The 17,562-nt window shown below is 63.7% G+C and carries 17 protein-coding genes and 1 pseudogene; 17 read left to right on the top strand and 1 reads right to left on the bottom strand.

Annotated elements, in window-relative coordinates; genetic code table 11:
• Positions 1–24 precede the first annotated feature (24 nt).
• From AAEZ08_RS06560 to AAEZ08_RS06480, 17 genes and pseudogenes are all read left to right on the top strand, one after another.
• On the top strand, positions 25–1,449 hold the full coding sequence (locus AAEZ08_RS06560; protein ID WP_028699135.1) for an efflux transporter outer membrane subunit: 1,425 nt from the start codon (positions 25–27) through the stop codon (positions 1,447–1,449).
• A 74-nt stretch (positions 1,450–1,523) separates the two neighbouring features.
• Entirely contained in the window at positions 1,524–2,468 is a 945-nt protein-coding gene (locus tag AAEZ08_RS06555; protein WP_004883081.1) for a LysR family transcriptional regulator, read from the top strand.
• Positions 2,465–2,740, top strand: a complete 276-nt coding sequence (locus AAEZ08_RS06550; RefSeq protein WP_004883082.1) for an EexN family lipoprotein — start codon at positions 2,465–2,467, stop codon at positions 2,738–2,740. Before AAEZ08_RS06555 ends, AAEZ08_RS06550 begins: the two co-directional genes overlap by 4 nt.
• Before the next feature lie 274 nt (positions 2,741–3,014).
• Entirely contained in the window at positions 3,015–5,030 is a 2,016-nt protein-coding gene (locus AAEZ08_RS06545; RefSeq protein ID WP_004883083.1) for a conjugal transfer protein TraG, read from the top strand.
• Positions 5,027–5,491, top strand: coding sequence for a ribbon-helix-helix protein, CopG family (locus AAEZ08_RS06540; RefSeq protein WP_004883086.1), 465 nt, complete (start codon positions 5,027–5,029; stop codon positions 5,489–5,491). Before AAEZ08_RS06545 ends, AAEZ08_RS06540 begins: the two co-directional genes overlap by 4 nt.
• The gene (trbB, locus tag AAEZ08_RS06535) at positions 5,488–6,555 is read left to right on the top strand and encodes a P-type conjugative transfer ATPase TrbB (protein ID WP_004883088.1); all 1,068 of its coding nucleotides are present in this window, start codon (positions 5,488–5,490) and stop codon (positions 6,553–6,555) included. The genes AAEZ08_RS06540 and trbB overlap by 4 nt, the downstream gene beginning before the upstream one ends.
• On the top strand, positions 6,552–6,935 hold the full coding sequence (locus AAEZ08_RS06530; RefSeq protein WP_004883090.1) for a TrbC/VirB2 family type IV secretion system protein: 384 nt from the start codon (positions 6,552–6,554) through the stop codon (positions 6,933–6,935). The genes trbB and AAEZ08_RS06530 overlap by 4 nt, the downstream gene beginning before the upstream one ends.
• Positions 6,932–7,204 carry a VirB3 family type IV secretion system protein gene (locus AAEZ08_RS06525; protein WP_004883097.1) on the top strand — a complete coding sequence of 91 codons (273 nt, stop codon included), beginning with the start codon at positions 6,932–6,934 and terminating at the stop codon, positions 7,202–7,204. The genes AAEZ08_RS06530 and AAEZ08_RS06525 overlap by 4 nt, the downstream gene beginning before the upstream one ends.
• An 11-nt stretch (positions 7,205–7,215) precedes the next feature.
• The gene (trbE, locus tag AAEZ08_RS06520; RefSeq protein WP_004883099.1) at positions 7,216–9,666 is read left to right on the top strand and encodes a conjugal transfer protein TrbE; all 2,451 of its coding nucleotides are present in this window, start codon (positions 7,216–7,218) and stop codon (positions 9,664–9,666) included.
• Entirely contained in the window at positions 9,663–10,400 is a 738-nt protein-coding gene (gene trbJ, locus AAEZ08_RS06515; RefSeq protein WP_004883101.1) for a P-type conjugative transfer protein TrbJ, read from the top strand. The genes trbE and trbJ overlap by 4 nt, the downstream gene beginning before the upstream one ends.
• Before the next feature lie 12 nt (positions 10,401–10,412).
• Complete coding sequence (locus tag AAEZ08_RS06510) at positions 10,413–10,739, top strand: hypothetical protein (RefSeq protein ID WP_004883103.1); 327 nt, start codon at positions 10,413–10,415, stop codon at positions 10,737–10,739.
• A complete protein-coding gene (trbL, locus tag AAEZ08_RS06505) occupies positions 10,736–12,100 on the top strand; it encodes a P-type conjugative transfer protein TrbL (protein ID WP_004883106.1) in 1,365 nt (454 codons plus the stop codon). Before AAEZ08_RS06510 ends, trbL begins: the two co-directional genes overlap by 4 nt.
• Positions 12,101–12,129: 29 nt before the next feature.
• Positions 12,130–12,834 (top strand): conjugal transfer protein TrbF, encoded by a 705-nt coding sequence (gene trbF, locus AAEZ08_RS06500; RefSeq protein ID WP_004883108.1) that lies wholly within the window; start codon positions 12,130–12,132, stop codon positions 12,832–12,834.
• Complete coding sequence (gene trbG, locus AAEZ08_RS06495; RefSeq protein WP_004883112.1) at positions 12,831–13,823, top strand: P-type conjugative transfer protein TrbG; 993 nt, start codon at positions 12,831–12,833, stop codon at positions 13,821–13,823. Before trbF ends, trbG begins: the two co-directional genes overlap by 4 nt.
• Before the next feature lie 2 nt (positions 13,824–13,825).
• The gene (locus AAEZ08_RS06490) at positions 13,826–15,106 is read left to right on the top strand and encodes a TraB/TrbI/VirB10 family type IV secretion system protein (RefSeq protein WP_004883119.1); all 1,281 of its coding nucleotides are present in this window, start codon (positions 13,826–13,828) and stop codon (positions 15,104–15,106) included.
• A complete protein-coding gene (locus AAEZ08_RS06485) occupies positions 15,103–15,345 on the top strand; it encodes a DUF2274 domain-containing protein (RefSeq protein WP_004883121.1) in 243 nt (80 codons plus the stop codon). Before AAEZ08_RS06490 ends, AAEZ08_RS06485 begins: the two co-directional genes overlap by 4 nt.
• 287 nt (positions 15,346–15,632) lie before the next feature.
• Positions 15,633–16,040: pseudogene (locus tag AAEZ08_RS06480) on the top strand (DUF4010 domain-containing protein); the annotation flags it as partial.
• 6 nt (positions 16,041–16,046) lie between these two features.
• Here the strand turns inward: AAEZ08_RS06480 and AAEZ08_RS06475 are convergent.
• Positions 16,047–17,519: a DNA recombination protein RmuC gene (locus AAEZ08_RS06475; RefSeq protein WP_500123935.1), complete on the bottom strand. Its 1,473-nt coding sequence runs from the start codon at positions 17,517–17,519 to the stop codon at positions 16,047–16,049.
• Positions 17,520–17,562: the final 43 nt, after the last annotated feature.

Genomic DNA, 17,562 nt, shown 5'->3' with positions numbered 1-17,562 from the left:
CAATTCACAACCTAGTGGCTCAACATGTCCGATCCCTACGCCCGCCGCGGCCTTACTGCTGTTGCATTCCTATCGATCACGCTTCTCGCCGCGTGCAGCCACTCGCCTCACAGGGTGGAGACATCACGCGTTGAGGTTCCGGCCAAATTCATGAACGAAGCGGGTCTGGCTGTGCAGCAGGTGCCAGCACAAGCACTCCCGGCCGAGTGGTGGACGGCGTACGGTGATCCGCTGATTGACGCGCTGGTGCGCAACGCGCTGGAGCACAACACCGATCTCGCTATTGCAAGAGCGCGGATTGATGAAGCTGTGGCGATCACCCGACGTACACGCGCTTCAATGTTCCCTAGCTTGGCGCTCACGCCCCAAGCAACGCGCGCGCGCGACTTTTCTTTGGCACCGACCATCAGCAGCGATGCCAGGCTTCCGCTGTCGGCTTCATGGGAAGTTGATCTAGCGGGCCGCCTCTCGCATGCCGCTGATGGCGCACGGATGGACGCAGTTGCTGTCGAACAGAACTGGTTCGCGACACGTTGGCAGATCGCCTTTGAGACAGTGTCCGCTGCACTGCAGCAGCGGCAGGCGGCAGAGCTGGAAGATCTGGCAAAAGAGCGACTTCAAGTCGCCGAGCGCCTTGAGCGTCTGACAGAGCAGAAGTTCAAGGCAGGTCAAGCTACGGGCTTTGACATTGAACGCACGCGTTCCGAGGTCATCGCCCTCCGGGTGGAGCAAGAGCAGTTGCGACGCGTACGCGGCGAAGCAACGCATGCCTTGGATGTGCTCGTTGGCCGGATTCCGGGGGCGCTTGGCAGCGGTCCTGCGCTTGCCTCTCTCACCATGCCCGATTGGACTCCCAGAAGCGTGCCAGGCGAATTGCTGCAGCAGCGCCCCGACGTCAGAGCCGCGCAGGCGCGTCTTGCAGCGGCGACGGCGCGATGGAACGCAGCAGAAGGCGAGCGGTTCCCCAAACTTGTGCTCGATTTGAGTGGTGGGCGCCAACGCTTCGAGAACAACGGAACACGTGTGGCAGGGAACATTTTCTCTCTGGGCTTGGGTGTGACGCTTCCGATCTTTGACGGTGGAGCAATACAAGCGGGAATCGACGAGGGCTCAGCACGCAGTCGCGGCGCACAGGCTGACCTGGAACGCACGGTTTTGCTTGCGCTTCAGGATGTGGAGAACGCTTATCTGGGCTGGCAGACCCAGCGGACTTCTCTGCAGCATCAGGTCGATGGTCTTGTCGTCGCTGATCGACTCCTTGACCGCAGTCGACGCCTCTTTGAGGCGGGACAGGTGGATGCGACCGTTGTTGCAGAAGCGGAGCGTGGCACCTTGTCCCAGCGAGCGGCTCTGGTCCGTGCTCGCGCCGACGCAGCCGTGCAATGGGGTGTTCTCGCTAAAGCGCTTTCTGGTTCGCCAGAGCATGTGAATCTGCAATCTTCACCCTGAGTCCTTGAGTTGGAAGAACGCAGCATGGCAGCGAGTTTTAAATACTGAATAGATCGACGATTAGTAGGGGACGCATGGAAATTCGACATCTACGTTGTTTTATGGCGCTCGCCGAGGAACTTCACTTCGCTCGCGCCGCTGCGAAACTGCATATTGAGCAGTCCCCACTGTCTCGCACGATCAAAGAACTCGAAGAGGAGTTAGGAGCACAGCTCTTTATTCGGAACACGAGAAGCACGCGTTTGACACGAGCTGGGTTGATGCTCATGGAGCACGCACCTCGGGTGTTCGCATCCTTGCAACAGGCGCGGGACTGCGTGAAGGCAGCAAAAAATGGCTTTCATGGACAACTCCGCGTCGCCTTGTCAGACGGCGCAACACTACTGTGCTTACCAGCCCTATTGGCGTTGTGTCGCGAGGAGGAGCCCGAGGTTGAGATTCGCTTTTTTGAGGTGCCACTATCCCAACAAATCAAAGGATTGCACGACGACCTGTATGACGTCGGCTTTGCACAGTCCGACGACGTAGGTGATGGAATCGTCGCACTTCCCGCGTGGACTGACACGCTTATGGTGGCGCTGCCAGCTCGGCATCCGTTGCTGGCTCTTAAGCGAATTCCATTGGATGAACTGCTGCGCTACCCGCTAGTGCTATCTGATCCTCAAGTGTGCGAGGGCCACGCCAAGCACATTGAGCGAGTACTTAGCCGGGCTGAAATGCAGCCTCTAGTTGCCGAGCGGGTTACCACTTTCGACCTGATGATGGCGTTGGTATCTGCCGGTTTTGCACTCGGACTTACAGGGGCTGCACACATTGCAGCCTCCCGAGAGCCAGGAGTCGTGGCGAGGCCGCTTTCGACACGCGTACCACCTTTGACGACCTATCTACTCAGACTTGAAGGCGATCCGTTTGACGAGCTTGCGCGCTTCATTCAGCGAGTACAGGCCATCGAATTGCCAGAGTTTCTCAGGTCAACAAAAAGCCGAAATCCCGATCTTCCGGAGGAATTGATGCCATGAGACTCGCCATCACGCTCGTCGCTGCAATGCTAGTCGCATGCGGTCAATCTGATAAACCGCACAAAGCCACTAGTGCAGAAAAGAAAACCCCGACAGTAGAAGAGCTGGTGGCAGACCCGGAACAGCTCAAGAAGTTGCGCCAGCAATGCAAGACGGATCGGCCTACTTTGGGCGAACTGCTTTGCAACCGGGTAGCGGAGGCAACACGTAAGCGGTTCTACGGTGACGGAAAAACGCCATACACACCGCCCAAAGAATCCCCCAAATTCTGAAATTCAGCAATTCAGCAATTCAGCAATTCAGCAATTCAGCAATTCAGCAATTCGCTAGTCTGCCTGAATCTTCTGTTCGGCACGCTGATATTCGCCGGCGCTTACGGAGTCACTCCCTGGCTAGACACAGCGCGAATTCATTCTTTCTTATCGACCTTTCTGCCCCAAACGGTCTTTGACCGGCACTAAGCCAGCACCGATCCTGACGCCTGCGGCACATTTCTAAGCCGCGTTTCCCAAGGGAATCAGCGTAGGAGAGATTGGAGGCGGGGCTATGCAAGGTACGAATGTGCTGTTCGGTCAGATAGCCGTGGTATTCGGCATCGTGATCGCGGGTGTGTGGGGCGCCACACAATGGACGGCAGCAGCCCTTGGCTATCAGGTACGCCTTGGCTCCCCCTGGTTTGATTTCCTCGGCACACCGATCTACCTCCCGTGGAAGCTGTTTGAGTGGTGGTTCTTCTTCGATGCCTACGCGCCACGCGTTTTCGACACGGGCGGTGCCATAGCGGGTGGCAGTGGCTTGCTGGCGGTGGTGGTCGCAGTCTGCATGTCGATCTGGCGCTCTCGTCAATCACGCCTAGTCACGACCTATGGCTCGGCACGCTGGGCAAGTACGGAGGACATTCGCAAAGCCGGCCTTACGCAGCCGATCGGCGTGTTCCTCGGTCAGCACGATGGCAAGTACCTTCGGCATGAAGGCCCGGAACACATCCTCACTTTCGCGCCCACGCGCTCAGGCAAAGGCGTCGGCCTTGTGGTGCCGACGCTGCTTTCTTGGCCTGCATCCGCCGTAGTCCACGACATCAAGGGCGAGAATTGGCAGATCACCGCAGGTTGGCGCTCACGCTACTCACACTGCCTGCTGTTCAATCCGACCGATGCGAAGTCGGCGGCCTACAACCCGCTGCTAGAAGTTCGGCGCGGCGCACATGAAGTGCGTGACGTACAGAACATAGCCGACATTCTGGTCGATCCAGAAGGCGCGCTTGAGAAGCGCAACCATTGGGAGAAGACTTCGCACGCGCTGCTGGTCGGGGCCATCCTGCATGTGCTCTACGCGGGCGAGGACAAGACGCTGCGCGGCGTCGCCAATTTCCTCTCCGATCCGGCCAGCCCCTTCGAGCTGACCTTGCACCGGATGATGACCACACAGCACCTCGTGAACGTGGAAGGTGGTGGCCCGCATCCAGTCGTCGCTTCGGCGGCGCGCGAAGTGCTCAACAAGTCGGACAACGAGCGTTCCGGCGTGTTGAGCACCGCCATGTCGTTCCTGGGCCTCTACCGCGACCCCACGGTGGCCGAAGTCACCTCGCGCTGCGACTGGCGTATCGCCGACCTGATCGCGTCCGAGCATCCGGTGTCGCTTTATCTGGTAGTGCCACCTTCGGATATTTCGCGGACGAAACCGCTCATTCGCCTGATCCTCAACCAGATCGGCCGACGGCTCACCGAATCGCTCGACGGCAGCGACGGCATCGAACGCCGCCACAAGCTGCTGCTGATGCTCGATGAGTTCCCGGCGCTGGGCCGCCTGGACTTCTTCGAGACGGCGCTTGCCTTCATGGCGGGCTACGGAATCCGCAGTTTTCTTATCGCCCAATCGCTCAACCAGATCGACAAAGCCTACGGCCAGAACCATTCGATTCTGGATAACTGCCATGTCCGCGTGACGTTCGCCACCAACGATGAACGCACTGCGAAACGGATCTCCGAAACGCTTGGCACCGCTACCGAACTGCGCGCGCAGCGCAACTATGCCGGGCACAGATTGGCACCGTGGCTGGGGCACCTCATGGTGTCGCGGCAGGAGACGGCCCGCCCGCTACTGACGCCCGGTGAAGTGATGCAGCTTCCGACTGAGGAAGCTGTGGTGATGGTGTCCAGCGTGGCACCGATCAAGGCCAAGAAGCTGCGCTACTACGCCGACGCGAATTTCAAGAACCGCGTTTTACCGCCGCCTGTGCTCGCGGCCGGGCAATACGCGGACGCGCCACCGGCCCGGCCCGACGACTGGAGCGGCCTATCGATCCCAGCCGTGTCAACGGTCCGGGCTGCGGGCCTGTCCGGCGATGGCACAGGCACCGCCGATGACGGCGGCCCACGCCGACAGCCGGAGCTATCCGAAGTCAGCGAATACAGCCCCGAACCGCTGCTCGCCGGCCATGACCTGACTCTGCTCGATGACGACGACGACCTGCCGCTGCCGCTTCCCGGCCAGCTCGACCCGGCCATGCAGCGCACGGCCCGGCTGGCTTCCCTCGACCCCAACGACGGAATCGACTTATGAGCCAATACCGCCTCAATCTGTTCATTCAGCCCGAGCACGCCAAGCGTCTCGAAGAACTGGCCGCCAAGAAAGGCGTGTCCAAGTCGTCCATTGTCGCGGCGGCGCTCGCGTCGTGGCTATCGCCCGATGCTGGCGACCAGCGCGAGGCGGCCATCGCCAAGCGGCTCGATCGCCTGTCGCGGCAGGCCGAGCGCATGGAGCGCGACCAGAACATCCAGATCGAAACACTGGCGCTGTTCATCCGCTACTTCCTGACCGTCAGCACCCCGATTCCCGAAGCCCATCAGGACGCAGCTCGCGCCCAAGGCAAAGCGCGTTTCGAGCAATTCGTGGAGCGGCTCGGCCGCCACCTGCTGCGTGGCCGCAGCCTGGTGCGCGACGTTGTGGAAGAACTGCACCCAGACCCGGCGCGAATGGATGACGCGGAGGCACTGGCTGAAGCGCAGGAGCGTGCCTCATGAGCGCCATTCCGCAAACCCCGCCCGAACTCTCATCCGCCGCAACCTCTCTGGATCGCCGTATCCAGATGCTGCGCACGGCAATGGGGCCAGTCATCGCCGCTGCGCTGGCCGACCCCGACGTGGTGGAAATCATGCTCAACCCCGACCGCACCCTATGGGTGGATCGGTTGTCATCGGGCCGCATGCCGCTGGGCGTGGAGCTGTCCCAAGACGATGGCGAACGCATCATCCGGCTGGTGGCTGCGCACGTCGGCGCAGAGGTGCATCGCGGGCGGCCGCTGCTGACCGCCGAGCTGCCCGAAACCGGCGAGCGGTTCGAGGGCATCTTGCCGCCCGCAGCGCCCGGCCCAGCCTTCGCGCTGCGCAAGCGCGCCGTGAGCATCATCGGGCTGGATCGCTATGTGGCCGACGGCATCTTGACCACAGGCCAGGCCGAGTTCCTGCGCCGCGCCGTGCGTGAGCGCCAGAACATCCTGATCGCCGGGGCGACGAGCAGCGGCAAAACCACACTCGCCAATGCCTTGCTTGCGGAGATCGCCGCCACGGGCGACCGCGTGCTTGTGCTCGAAGACACCATCGAGCTGCAATGCGCAGCCCGCGACCATGTGCCGCTGCGCACCCGCGCTGGCGTCGTGTCTATGACCGAGCTGGTGCGGGCCACGATGCGCCTGCGCCCCGACCGCGTGATCGTCGGCGAGGTACGCGGCGGCGAAGCCCTGGACTTGGTTAAGGTGTGGGGCACCGGCCACCCCGGCGGCATCGCCACCATCCACGCCGGTTCCGCGCTGGGCGCGCTGCTGCGCCTCGAACAGTTGATTCTTGAAGTGGCGGTGAACCCACCGCGTGCGCTGATCGCCGAGGCGGTCAACGTCGTGATCCACATCGCCGGGCGTGGCCGCAAGCGCCGCGTCGAAAGCATCGCCCGTGTCGTCGGTTTCGACGGCACCGGCTATCGCCTGGCGGACGCGCTGGAAACACCGTTTCCCGAGCTGATGCCGGTTCCTCTCGCAGCCGATGCCGCTGCGCCTTCCTCGTCCCTTGACCTACCTGGAGAACTGCCATGACGCAGATGCACGTTCACGCTTTCCGTAATTCCGTAAATCCGGTTTCAACCATCGCACGCCTGCGGCGGCTGGCCGGCCCCGCGCACCACGGCCTGCTGCTGGCCGCAGTCATGCTGATGACGGCGGGCACGGCGAAGGCATCCGGCTCCTCGATGCCATGGGAAGGCCCGCTGCAATCCATTCTGGAGTCGATTCAGGGGCCGGTGGCACGCATCGTCGCGGTCATCATCATCATCGCCACGGGCCTCGCGCTCGCCTTCGGCGACACGTCGGGCGGCTTTCGCAAGCTGATCCAGATCGTGTTCGGTTTGAGCATCGCGTTCGCCGCGTCCTCGTTCTTCCTGTCGTTCTTCAGCTTCTCCGGCGGGGCTGTCGTATGAGTGGCCCGGATAGCTTCGCGGCCGGCTTCGAGGTGCCGCTACATCGCTCGCTGACCGAGCCGCTCTTGATGGGCGGCGCACCGCGCACGGTGGCGATTGCCAACGGCACGCTAGCCGCTGCCGTCGGGCTGGGCCTGCAACTCTGGATTCCTGGCGTAGTGCTCTGGATCGTCGGTCACTCGCTGGCCGTGTGGGGCGCGAGGGTCGATCCGCAGTTCATGCAGGTCTTCGCCCGGCACATCAAGCACAAGCCGCTGCTGGACGTGTAGGAGACGCCGCCATGCTTAACCTTGCCGAATACCGCCAGCGGCCCGCCTTGCTGGCCGACTGGCTTCCCTGGGCTGGGCTGATCGCGCCGGGCGTGGTGCTGAACAAGGATGGCTCGTTTCAGCGCACGGCGCGCTTTCGCGGGCCTGATCTGGACAGCGCCACGCAGGGCGAATTGATCGCCACGACGGCACGGCTAAACAACGCGTTGCGCCGGCTGGGTTCGGGCTGGGCGCTGTTCGTGGAAGCCGAGCGCCAGTCGGCCGCGGACTATCCGCATTCCGACTTTCCCGAACCGCTGTCCTGGCTGGTGGACGAAGAACGCCGCGCTGCCTTTGAGGAATCGGGGAACCACTACGAAAGCAGCTATCACCTGACGCTAGCCTATCTGCCGCCGGAGGAATCCCGCGCTCGTGCAGCCAAGCTGCTCTACGAGCACGCGCCGGGCGATGGTGTGGACTGGCGCGGTCGGCTTGACGCCTTCCTGGCAGAAACGGATCGGGTTTTCGACCTGCTCGATGGCGTGATGCCAGAAATCGTCTGGTTGGACGATGCCGCGACGCTGACTTATCTTCACGCCACGGTGTCCACGCGGCGCTACCGGCTGGCCGTGCCCGAGGTGCCTTTCCACCTCGACGCACTGCTGGCCGATTCCGCCCTAGTCGGCGGCCTTGCGCCCATGCTGGGTGACCAGCATCTGCGCGTGGTGTCGGTGCGGGGCTTTCCGACCTCGACCTGGCCGGGCCTGCTGGACGACCTCAATCGCCTGGGCTTTGCCTATCGCTGGAGTACCCGGTTTCTCTGCCTCGATAAAGCCGAGGCGGAAAAGGAGCTGGGCCGCCTGCGTCGCCAGTGGTTTGCGAAACGGAAGAATGTCATTGCGCTACTGCGCGAAACCATCTTCCAGCAGGAATCGCCGCTGGTGGACACGGATGCCAGCAACAAGGCGGCCGACGCGGATGCCGCCTTGCAAGAGCTTGGCAGCGATCAAGTCGCCTTCGGCTACCTCACCGCCACGGTGACGGTGTTCGATGACGACCCTGCCGTAGCCGACGAAAAGCTGCGCATGGTGGAACGTGTCATCCAAGGACGTGGCTTCGTCACCATCCCCGAAACCTTAAATGCAGTCGATGCGTGGCTGTCGTCCATACCAGGCAATGCCTATGCCAACGTGCGCCAGCCCATCGTCTCGACGCTGAATCTGGCGCACATGATGCCGGTGTCCGCCGTGTGGGCTGGGCCGGAGAAAAACGCCCATCTCGACGGCCCGCCGCTGATCGTCACGCGCACGGATGGCGCGACGCCGTTCCGGCTGGTGACGCACATCGGCGACGTGGGGCATACGCTGGTCGCGGGGCCGACGGGCATGGGAAAATCTGTCCTGCTGGCGATGCTCGCCTTGCAGTTCCGCCGCTATGGCGGCTCGCGCATCTTCGCCTTCGACATGGGGCGATCCATGCGGGCGACGGTGCTGGGCCTGGGCGGCGAACACTACGACCTCGGCGCGGACGGCGCCATTGCCTTTCAGCCCTTGGCCCGTATCGACAGCGAAGGCTATCGCACCTGGGCCGCCGAGTGGATCGAAGGCCGCCTGCTGCATGAAGGCGTGACCGTCGGCCCCGACGAGAAAGCCGCCATTTGGTCGGCGCTCGGCAGCCTCGCTGGTGCGCCGGTGGAGCAGCGCACGATGACCGGGCTTTCGGTGCTGCTGCAATCGAACGCGCTGCGGCAGGCATTGTCGCCGTATGTGCTGGGCGGCGCGCACGGCAAGCTACTGGATGCCGACCGCGACCGGCTCGGCAGCGGCGACGTGCAGGGCTTTGAGATGGAAGAGCTAATGCACAGCCCCGCCGCCGTGCAAGCGGTGCTGCGCTACTTGTTCGCCCGCTTCGATGCACGTTTCGACGGTGCTCCCACGCTGCTGATTCTCGATGAAGCCTGGCTATTCCTTGATGAACCGTCCTTCGCGGCACGCATCCGGCAATGGTTGAAAACTCTGCGCAAGAAAAACGTGTCGGTGATCTTCGCCACGCAGTCGCTTGCCGACATCAAGGATTCGACCATCGCGCCCGCGATCATCGAAAGCTGCGCGAGCCGGATTTTCTTGCCCAACCCGCAGGCGACCGAGCCGCAGATTCGCACGGTCTACGAGGGCTTTGGCCTCAACAGTCGGCAAATCGAAATCGTCGCCACCGCGCAGCCCAAGCGCGACTACTACTACCAATCGCGCCTGGGCAATCGTCTGTTCGACCTCGACCTGGGGCCAGCCGCGCTCGCCTTCTCGGGCGCATCCACACCGCAAGACCAACGCGACATTGACCGAGTGCTGACGCAGGCCGGCGCTCCCGGCTTCGCCGGTGCGTGGCTACGCCATCGCGGCCTCGATTGGGCCGCCGACCTGCTGCCGTCCTCGCCGTCGGCGGCTTCTTTCCTCGCTACTCAACCCCTGGAGATTTCGCCATGAAGACCCGTGTACTTTCCGTTTCGCTCGCCGCCGCGCTGGCCGGCTCGCTGATGCTCGCTCAGCCAGCGGCGGCGCTCACTTTCGTTGATCCCGTCAACTTGGTGCAGAACACGCTGACTGCCATCCGCACGCTGGAGCAGATCAACAACCAGATCAACCAGCTCCAGAACGAAGCGCAGATGTTGATGAACCAGGCGCGCAACCTGGCGAATCTCGACTTCAACATCGTCAACCGGCTGCGCTCGACGCTCGCCACGACTGAACGCCTGATTGCCGAGGCGCAAGGGCTGGCCTACGACGTGCAGAGCATGGATGCCACGTTCTCGCGCCTGTACCCGGAGCAGTACGCCGCCACCATCAGCGGCGACCGCATGGCACAGGACGCACGCGAACGCTGGAAGAACACGCTCGACGGCCTGCACACCGCGATGCGGATGCAGGCGCAGGTGTCGCAGAACCTGACGCAAGACGAAAGCGCGCTGGCCGACCTCGTGAGCCAAAGCCAATCGGCCACGGGTGCGCTGCAAGCGATGCAGGCAACGAACCAGCTTCTCGCCTTGCAGGCCAAGCAGTCCATCCAGGCCCAGCAGCTCCAGATCACACAAGACAGGGCGGCCTCGCTGGAGCTGGCGCGGCAGGCAGCGGCCACCGAGCGCGCCCGCGAAGTGCGGCGGCGCTTCCTGGGCACCGGCACGCCGTACACACCGCAGTCCGTCAACTTCTACAACAACTGACGGGAGGCGGCCATGCGATGCGTTCCTGTCCTGCTGGCCGTGCTGCTGACCGCATGCGGCCAGCAGCCGGCTGAAGACCTGACCGCCACCTTGGCCGCCGATCCCGTGCGGCTCAAGGCGCTGCGCGCCCAATGCGCAGCCGACCGGCAAACCGCAGGCGAAGACACCTGTCGCGCCGCTGCCGAAGCCTTCCGGCGGCGCTTCTTCACCGGCCAGACTGGGCCGGACGAATACCGGACGCTGGCAGAACTGCCGCCGATTCCGGCGAGTTTCGACACGCCAACCGACGACGCGCCGGAAGGTGATGCGTCGCTCGCCGCTGCGGAGGACACGCCATGAACGACGTAACGATCATCGACAGATTCCTCGATACCTTCTCGCGCTACATCGACTCCGGTTTCGGTCTGCTGCAAGGCGAAGTCGCGTTCCTGACGGCCACTCTCATTGTCATCGACATGACCATTGCCGGTCTGTATTGGGCCATGAGCCATGCGACCGGCCAGGGCGAGGACGTGATCGCCAAGCTGCTGCGCAAGGTGCTTTACGTCGGTGCCTTCGCCTACATCATCGGTAACTTCAATTGGCTGTCGAGCATCGTGTTCCGCTCGTTCGCCGGGCTAGGCATCACCGCCACTGGCTCGGCCATAACGATGGAGAACTTCTTGCAGCCGGGTCGGCTTGCCAAGACCGGCATCGACGCCGCTGCGCCGATCCTCGACCAGATCGGTGACATGGCCGGCTTCCCCGAAGTGTTCGTGAACCTCGACCCCATCGTGGTGCTGTTCATCGCTTGGCTGGTGGTGATCCTCTGTTTCTTCGTGCTCGCGGTTCAGCTTTTCATCACGTTGATCGAGTTCAAGCTGACCACGCTTGCCGGCTTCGTCTTGATCCCGTTTGCGCTCTGGAACAAAACCTCGTTCCTCGCGGAAAAGGTGCTCGGCAATGTGGTTTCGTCAGGCATCAAGGTCTTGGTGCTGGCGGTAATCGTCGGCATCGGCTCGGGCCTGTTCGCGGAGTTCCAGGTTCATCCCGACGAGCCTTCCATCGACCATGCGCTTGTCGTGATGCTGGCTTCGCTTGCCTTGCTGGCGCTGGGCATCTTCGGCCCCGGCATCGCCACGGGCCTTGTGTCCGGTGCGCCGCAGCTCGGCGCGGGTGCGATGGCGGGCGCTGCCGTCGGCGCGGTAGGCACGGGTGTTGCCATCGGTGCCGCCGCGACCGGCGTGGGCGGTGCCGTCATGGCGGGCGCACGCATGGCCCCGGCCGCCGCAAAGCTGGCCGGGAGCGGCGCACGCGCCGCCACGTCGGCGGCCAGCAGCGCCAAGTCCGCATTCCAGGCCGGTTCCGCCGCTGCGGGCGGCGGGGCTAAAGGCGCGGCTGCGGGCCTCGGCAATGTCGCCAAGACCGGCGCGCAAGCGGCAGGCCGCCGAGCTGCATCGGGCGCTTCCGCTGCCGGTCAGAAGGTGGCCGACTCCTTCCGGGCAGGATGGAACGGTGCGGATGTCGGCGCTGCCGGTTCCGGCCAGGCCGCCGCAGGCGAAGGCGCAGCCAGCGCGCCGAAGCAAGAGCAACCCGCCTGGGCAAAGCGGATGCACCGCCGCCAGCAGATCACCCATGCCGCAACCACCGCAGCCCACACGCTGCGCAGTGGCGACGGCGGCGGCTCAGGGCAAGGCCCAAGCCTGCGCCCCGATGCGTGACCCGATACCTGACCACCAAGGAGAACCCTATGCGATTCAAACGCCCGCAGGTGCGCTATGCCGACACGCCGCAGCCTGCCACCCCGTACCAATCCGCCGCGCAGGTGTGGGACGAGCGCATCGGCTCGGCCCGCGTCCAGGCCAAGAACTGGCGTTTTATGGCCTTCGGCTGCCTCACGCTTGCGCTGCTGATGGCCGGTGGCCTGGTGTGGCGCTCGGCGCAGTCCATCGTCACCCCTTACGTCATCGAGGTCGATCAGTCGGGGCAGGTGCGCGCCGTCGGCGAAGCCGCCACGCCGTACCGGCCCGCCGATGCGCAGATCGCGCACCACCTGGCGCGCTTCGTGACGCTGGTGCGCTCGCTGTCTATCGATCCCATCGTGGTGCGGCAAAACTGGCTGGACGCCTACGACTACACCACCGACAAAGGCGCGGCGGTGCTCAACGACTACGCCAGCAAGAACGATCCTTTCGCCCGTGTTGGCCGCGAGTCGGTGACGGTGCAGATCACCAGCGTGGTACGCGCCAGCGATGCCTCGTTCAACGTCCGTTGGACGGAGCAACGGTTCATCAACGGTGCCCCCGCCGGGACCGAGCGATGGAACGCGGTGCTTTCCACCGTCCTGCAAACCCCGCGCACCGAACAGCGCCTGCGCAAGAACCCGCTGGGTATCTACGTCAACGGCCTGTCGTGGAGCCGCGAACTGGATTCTTCTGAAGGAGCCAAGCCATGAACCTGTCTTTCCGCTTATACGCTTTCGCGCTGACCGTGGTGGCCCTGTCGGGCTGCGCTTCGCAGGGCAAGCCGCCTCCGTCCATTTCGCTCGATGAGCCGGTGCAGGCACAGCCGCTGCCGGAGCCGCCTGCTCCAGTGGAAGTCGTCGCCATGCCCGAGCCGCTGGCGCTGCCAGCGCAGTTGAAGCCGCTGCACGAGTTGGACGCGGCCCCGGCTAAGCCGGAGCCGGCCGATGAGAAGGTGCGCGTTTCCCGTGCCAATGCCGAGGCGCGCATCGCGCCCACGCGCGAGGGCTACGTCAATGCGATTCAGGTGTGGCCCTTCACCGATGGTGCGCTCTACCAAGTCTATGCCGCGCCGGGACGCGTGACCGTGGTTTCCTTGCAGCCGGGCGAGGAACTAGTGACGGTCGCAGCCGGCGATACCGTGCGCTGGATCGTCGGTGACACGTCCAGCGGCAGCGGCGACGCGATGCGCATCAATGTGCTGGTCAAGCCCATCCGCTCAGGCCTCAAGACGAATTTGGTCATCACCACCAGTCGCAGAACATACCTGCTGGAACTGACCTCGACGGAAAAGGCATGGATGGCGTCGGTGTCCTGGGACTACCCAAAAGACCGGATGTTGGCCTTGCAGCGCCAGTCGCAGGCGGCTAGCGCCGCCGCACCGGTCGATACCGGACTGTCGCTGGAGAAGATCCGCTTCCGATATTCCGTCTCAGGCAGCAATCCGCCGTGGAAGCCGCTGCGCGCCTTCGACGATGGCGAGAAGGTCTATATCCAGTTCCCGCCGGGAATCGCCCAAGGCGAGCTGCCACCGCTGTTCGTCATCGGCGCGCAGGGCGACGGACAACTGGTGAATTACCGTTTTCGCTCGCCTTACTACATCGTGGATCGGCTGTTCGGCGCGGCCGAACTGCGCCTGGGCGGCGACAAGGGTGACGTGGTGCGTATCGAACGCACGGATGGCTTGGCGCGGAGGAACTGACCATGAGCCAGGACGACACTCCCGACCTCGCCACGCCGCATGCGGGCAAGGTGGCACCCGAGGCAGTTGCGCTGCGCGCCCAACCGCGCCCGGTCACGCGCCTGAACCGGCGCACGCTGGCCATCCTCGTCGGCGGTCTCTCGGTCGCTGTGCTCGGCGCGCTGATGTGGTCGCTGCAACCGCAGCGGCGCGGTGCAGGCGAGCAGACCGAGCTTTACAACGTCGATCGCGTCTCGAAGTCCGAAGGGTTGGACGCGCTGCCGGCGGACTACTCGAAGCTGCCGCCCCCCTTGGCGGCATCCGTGCCGGAGTTGGGGCCGCCGCTGCCAGGCGATCTTGGCCCGGCCATTGTGAAGTCGCAGCAGCCGGTGACGGCCGCCTACGCGGCCCCCGGCAACGACCCCAACGACGCGTTGCGCAAGGAAGCCGAAGCAGCAGCGGCATCGGCGGTGTTCTTCCGCTCTGGTTCGCAGAAGGCCGCGCCGGTGGCGCAGACACAGGTAGCCGCTGCGCCGGGCTTCACCGCCAATGCGGCCTTCGACCCGCTGGCGGCCGGGCCTGCGTCGACGGCGGCCCAGCCCGCCGACCCGACCGCCGTGCAGAACCGGCAAGACCAGAAAGAGGCATTCCAGAAAGCCGGAACCACGGAAGCCCGTGATTCCGGCAACCTGACGCTGCCGGCGTCGCCGTATCAGGTCATGGCCGGAACGGTGGTCGCCGGGGCGCTGGTGACGGGCATCAAGTCGGACTTGCCGGGCGATGTGATCGCCACAGTGACGGAGCCGGTCTATGACACGGCTACCGGCAAGTTCCTGCTGATCCCGCAGGGGTCACGCATCCTGGGCAAATACAACAGCCAGGTCAGCTACGGGCAGAGCCGCGTGCAAGTGGTGTGGAACCGGATCATCCTGCCCGACACGTCTTCGCTCAAGCTCGACAACTTGGCCGGCACCGATCCGGCCGGCTACGCCGGCTTGGAAGATGATGTGGATTGGCATTGGGATCGCGTCTTTGCCGGTGCGGCACTGACGACGCTACTGGGCATCGGTGCCGAACTGGCTGCGCCGGAGAACCGGCAGGACGGTGATCGCGTCATCATCGCCGGCCGCGATAGCGCCCAGGACAGCATCAATCAGGTCGGTCAGGAGATGACCCGGCGCAACCTCAACATCCAGCCCACCTTGACGGAGCGCCCCGGCTTGCCGGTTCGCATCATCGTCAACCGCGATCTGGTGCTGCGGCCGTACCAGCCACTTTTCTTCAACAGGGGGACTTCGCGATGACGACGCGCAAGCTACGGCTCGGGCCGCTGCCGAAAACGGAATCCACGAAGCTGACTTTTGCTTGCCCGGCCAGCCTGAAAGCCGACCTCGACCGCTACGCTACGCTGCACGCGCAGACCTACGGCGAGGCGGTCGATGCCACGGTGCTAATTCCGCACATGCTAGAAGCCTTCATGGTCGGAGATCGGGGATTCAGGAAGGGAGGCGCGGGCAAGGCCGCGCCGCCGAAGCCAAGCTGATGATGCCGGTTTCCGCTGGCGGCCATCCCTCAAACGCGCAGCCCAAGGCTGCGCGTTCTTCATTCTGGAGGACGGCGACCGATTGGGCTATGAAGACCAAACGCGGCTACCGCCTGCAGGCAACCGCCCCCGATGCAGCACGCTCGGGCTTTCTACCGCGAAGCTCCTATGTGGCTCCCAGCCCACAACGCCACAGCCCCGCAAGGCGGCCCGAAGTAGAGCCAAACCCGCACCCCATATAGACTTCCGGCCATCAGGCTGATTTCAACAATCGCTTGACTGCGGACATTTTTTATTACCTGCTCGCCGCAAAGGCACCCAAGGACACAGCCGAACCCCTACTGAAAAATCCATTCGAGCTGGGGCCGGCGCTGCGCTTCGCCGCGTTGCTCGTGCTAATTCTGCTTCTGGTCGAAGGAGCGCGACGTTGGCTGGGCGATGCCGGCATCTATATGGTGTCGCTGGTGGCGGGCTTGACCGATGTCGACGCAATCACCCTGACGCTGGCCAGCAATGCCCGCGACGGTTTAAGTCATGAGGTGGCGACACGCGGCATCGTTTTCGCGGCGCTGAGCAACAGCCTGGTCAAGGCCATGCTGATCGCTTTCATTGGCGGCCGCGAGCTTGCGATCCGTACCCTGCCAATCATGTTCGCCGGCTTGCTGACAGGCCTTGCCGTGCTGCTGTTGCGCTAACGCGGCCTAGTCGCCTGCCTCACTGAGCTCCTCGGCGCCAGCACGCTCCAGCCAATCACCAGGCAACCGCTTGCTGGCCCGTGCGCCAAGCGACTTCAATTGCTCGGCCCGCCCAACCAGATTGCCGCGCCCGTCGCTAAGCTTGTTACGCGCCGACAGATACGCTCGATCCACCTGCTGCAACCTGCTGCCGATCTCATCCAGATCCTGGATAAAGGCGACAAACTTGTCATAAAGCCCACCGGCCTTCTCAGCGATCTCCCGGGCGTTCTGACTTTGGCGCTCCTGCCGCCACAGGCTGTCGATCACCCTCAGCGTGGCCAGCAGCGTGGTCGGACTGACGATCACGATATGCCGGCCATAGGCTTCCTGGAACAAATCGGGATCGGCCTGCAGCGCTGCCGCGAAGGCCGCCTCGATCGGAACGAAGAGCAATACGAAGTCGAGGCTTTGCAGTCCGTCCAGGCGCTGATAGTCCTTGAGCGAGAGCCCCTTCAGGTGGCTGCGCAACGATTGCACATGCTGCTTGAGCGCCACCGCCCGGCTGCCTTCATCCTCGGCGCAGGTCAGCGCCTGGTAGGCCGTCAGACTGACCTTGGCATCCACCACCACTTGCTTGTCACCCGGCAAGTGGATCAGAACATCCGGCTGAAAGCGCTCGCCATCGGCACTTTTGAGGCTGACCTGAGTATGGTACTCACGGCCTTTTTCCAACCCGGCATGCTCCAGCACCTTCTCGAGTACCAGCTCACCCCAGTTGCCTTGCGTCTTCTGGCCCTGTAGCGCGCGGGTCAGGTTGGTGGCTTCGTCACCAAGGCGCTGATTCAACTGCTGCAGCCGCTCGAGCTCGCGCGCCAGGGAAAATCGCTCGCGCGCCTCGTTCTGGTAGCTTTCCTCGACCCGCTTTTCGAATGACTGGATGCGCTCTTTCAGCGGCTCGAGCAACTGCCCCAGTCGCTCATGGCTGGATTCGCTAAAACGCTGCTCCCGCTCGTCGAATATCTTGCCGGCGAGTTCGGCGAACTGCGCCCGCAGCTCGTCACGTGCAGCCTGCAGGTCCGCCAGGCGCTGCTGATGTGCGCTGTGCTGTTCGCGTAGCTCGGCTTCGAGCGCAGCATGCATGGCGCTCAACCGACGCAACTCTCCCTGCTGAGCGTCACGTTCGGCCTGCAGGTCAGCGATGATTTCAACATCTGTGGCACGTTGTGTGCGCTGCAATTCGGTCTCGCGGCGCAGGGCCGCCAATTCGGCCTGCTGCTCGGACTTGATGCCGCTCACCTCGGCGAGCTCGATTCGGCATCCTTCCAACTGGACCGCGAGCCCCTCATGGGCCAACGCTGCCTGCCTGAGCCGTTCATCGAGCATGGCCTGCTCGGTCTGACTGGTGGACAGACGGCGCTGCAGATAAACGCTCAGCGCAGCCAATGTCAGCACGCAGAGCGCCAGACCGATCAATAAATGAAGAGGATCAAAGGACATGAAAGGCTCCGGCGAAATTGCCGGGCAGTATAGCGAGCCACGG

The sequence above is a fragment of the Pseudomonas sp. E45-MNA-CIBAN-0222 genome, from assembly GCF_040310405.1.
GTDB lineage: Bacteria > Pseudomonadota > Gammaproteobacteria > Pseudomonadales > Pseudomonadaceae > Stutzerimonas > Stutzerimonas stutzeri_AC.
Note: the sequence above shows the minus strand (reverse complement) of the source record. Positions and strands in the feature narration are given on the sequence as shown.